Source organism: uncultured Aquimonas sp. (genome assembly GCF_937888285.1).
Taxonomy (GTDB): domain Bacteria; phylum Pseudomonadota; class Gammaproteobacteria; order Xanthomonadales; family Xanthomonadaceae; genus Aquimonas.
The window spans coordinates 1-2366 of sequence record NZ_CALART010000070.1; the positions used below are offsets into that span (position 1 = coordinate 1).

Sequence of the window (2366 nt, forward strand, 5' to 3'; positions counted from 1 at the left end):
CGGCGTCATCGACGGCATCGCCTTCCAGACCAACATCCTCGCGCTGAACGCCGCAGTCGAGGCCGCCCGCGCCGGCGAACAGGGCCGCGGGTTCGCCGTGGTCGCAGGCGAAGTCCGCACCCTGGCGCAGCGCTCGGCGGCCGCCGCCCGCGAGATCAAGGGCCTCATTTCGGAGACGGTGCAGAAGGTCGGCTCCGGCAGCCAGCTGGTCGACTCCGCCGGCGCGACGATGGCCGAGATCGTGGCCTCGGTGAAGCGCGTCACCGACATCATGGGCGAGATCAGCGCAGCGTCCGCCGAGCAGACCGCCGGCATCGAGCAGGTGAGCAACACCGTCACCCACATGGACGAAACCACCCAGCAGAACGCGGCCCTGGTCGAAGAGGCCACCGCCGCCGCACGTGCAATGGAAGAACAGGCCGCACGGCTGGCGGAGAACGTGGCGCGGTTCAGGCTTTGAGGGCCGGGATTGGAGATTCGGGATCCGGGATTCGCAAGAGCCGAGCTGCATAGGGTGGGCCCTGGCCCCCCATGAGCTGAACACTGGCCCCGGTCACACGCACGGATCGATACGAGCCTCCCAAGAACCGCGGCGCCGGCAACGCGCACAGCTGACCGTCGCCGCAGTGCCTCGGAACGATGTGCTGCGCTGATACCGGTTCGGGTGATGGGGTCGCCGTCCTTGGATCGAGTGATGGGATCAAGCGCCGGGGTGCGGCGAGCGTGTGGCTCATGGTGGGCCAGGGCCCACCCTATGACTCGCCTTGTTGCACCTGACTGCACCGACGACGCGAATCGAACCCGCGTGCTTCGCTTCTACGAATCCCTAATCCCGAATCCCCAATCCCGACAAAATCAAGCCACCCTGCGCCGCAGGTAGTTGAGCAGGTCGATGCGGGTGATCAAACCGAGGAACTTCTCGCCGTCCATGACGATGGCGACGTGGCCGCGCTGGAACACCGGCAGCAGGGTTTCGACCGGGGCGCGCACGTCGAGCTTGTCCAGCGTGGTGATCATCGCGGTGGACACCGAGTCACGGAAGCGCGCTTCGTCGGCGTGCACGTGCAGCAGCACGTCGCTCTCGTCGACGATGCCGACCAGGCGATCGTCCTCCATCACCGGCAGCTGGCTGACGTCGTAGAGCTTCATGCGCTGGTAGGCCACGGTGAGCGCATCGTTCGGGCCGATGACGACCGTATCGCGCTGTGCGTAGGGGCGCAGGATCAGGTCGCGCAGGTCGCCGTGCTGCGGGCGCTCGAGGAAGCCGTTGTCGAGCATCCAGTAGTCGTTGTACATCTTCGACAGGTACTTGTTGCCGGTGTCGCAGACGAACATCACCACGCGCTTGGGCGTGGTCTGCTCGCGGCAGTAGCGCAGCGCCGCTGCCAGGATCGTGCCGGTCGACGAACCGCCGAGGATGCCCTCCTTGGCCAGCAGCTCGCGGCCGGCGTGGAAGCTGTCGCGGTCGCTGACCGAGTAGGCCTTTTTGACGTGGGTAAAGTCGGAGATCGGCGGCAGGAAGTCCTCGCCGATGCCTTCGACCAGCCAGCTGCCCGACTTGGTGCTGAGCGTGCCCTCGTTGATGTACTGGGTGAGGATCGAGCCCACCGGATCGGCGAGGATCAGCTCGACGTGCGGGGCCTCACGCTTGAAGAAGCGCGACAGGCCGGTGACTGTGCCCGAGGAGCCGACGCCGAAGACGATGGCGTCCATCTGGCCTTCCATCTGCGCCCAGATCTCGGGGCCGGTGCCCTCTTCGTGCGCACGCGGATTGTCGGGGTTGCCGAACTGGTTGATGAAGTAGGCGCCCGGGGTTTCGCGGGCGATCTGCTCGGCGAGGTCCTGGTAGTACTGCGGGTGGCCCTTGGCGACGTCGGAACGCGTCAGAACGACCTCGGCGCCCATGGCCTTCAAGTTGAAGATCTTCTCGCGGCTCATCTTGTCCGGCACGACCAGAATCAGCCTGTAGCCCTTCTGCTGGGCGACGAGTGCCAGGCCGATACCGGTGTTGCCGGCCGTGCCCTCGACCAGCGTGTCGCCGGGCTTGATCTTCCCGGCCTTCTCGGCGGCTTCGATCATGGTCAGGCCGATGCGGTCCTTGATCGAGCCGCCCGGGTTCATGGCTTCGAGCTTGAAGAACAGCTCGCAGCAGCCGGTGTCGAGGTTGCGAGCGCGCACGATCGGGGTGTTGCCGATCAGGTCGGTGACGCTGTCATGGATGGGCATGGGGACGTGGCCGGACGGCCGATCAGAAGTGGATGTGCTGCGAATGATAGGTGAAGCTGGGATTGGGGTGAGGCGGCCCGCTTGCGCGGCACTGCCGCGCGGGTCGCCGAACGCCCGAGCGCTATGCGCGAGGGCCGGGC

At 66.4% G+C, this 2366-nt stretch carries 1 protein-coding gene and 1 pseudogene; one reads left to right on the top strand and one right to left on the bottom strand.

Going from position 1 to position 2366, the window contains the following annotated elements; translation table 11 throughout:
* A pseudogene (locus tag Q0654_RS14220) lies at positions 1 to 457 on the top strand (methyl-accepting chemotaxis protein); the annotation flags it as partial.
* Positions 458 to 855: 398 nt separating this feature from the next.
* Here the strand turns inward: Q0654_RS14220 and Q0654_RS14225 are convergent.
* The gene (locus Q0654_RS14225; protein WP_298854928.1) at positions 856 to 2226 is read right to left on the bottom strand and encodes a pyridoxal-phosphate dependent enzyme; all 1371 of its coding nucleotides are present in this window, start codon (positions 2224 to 2226) and stop codon (positions 856 to 858) included.
* Positions 2227 to 2366 lie beyond the last annotated feature (140 nt).

Coding starts and splice junctions, on each gene's coding strand:
- Q0654_RS14225 (WP_298854928.1), bottom strand. CDS start 2,226: ATGCCCATCCATGACAGCGTCACCGACCTGATCGGCAACACCCCGATC.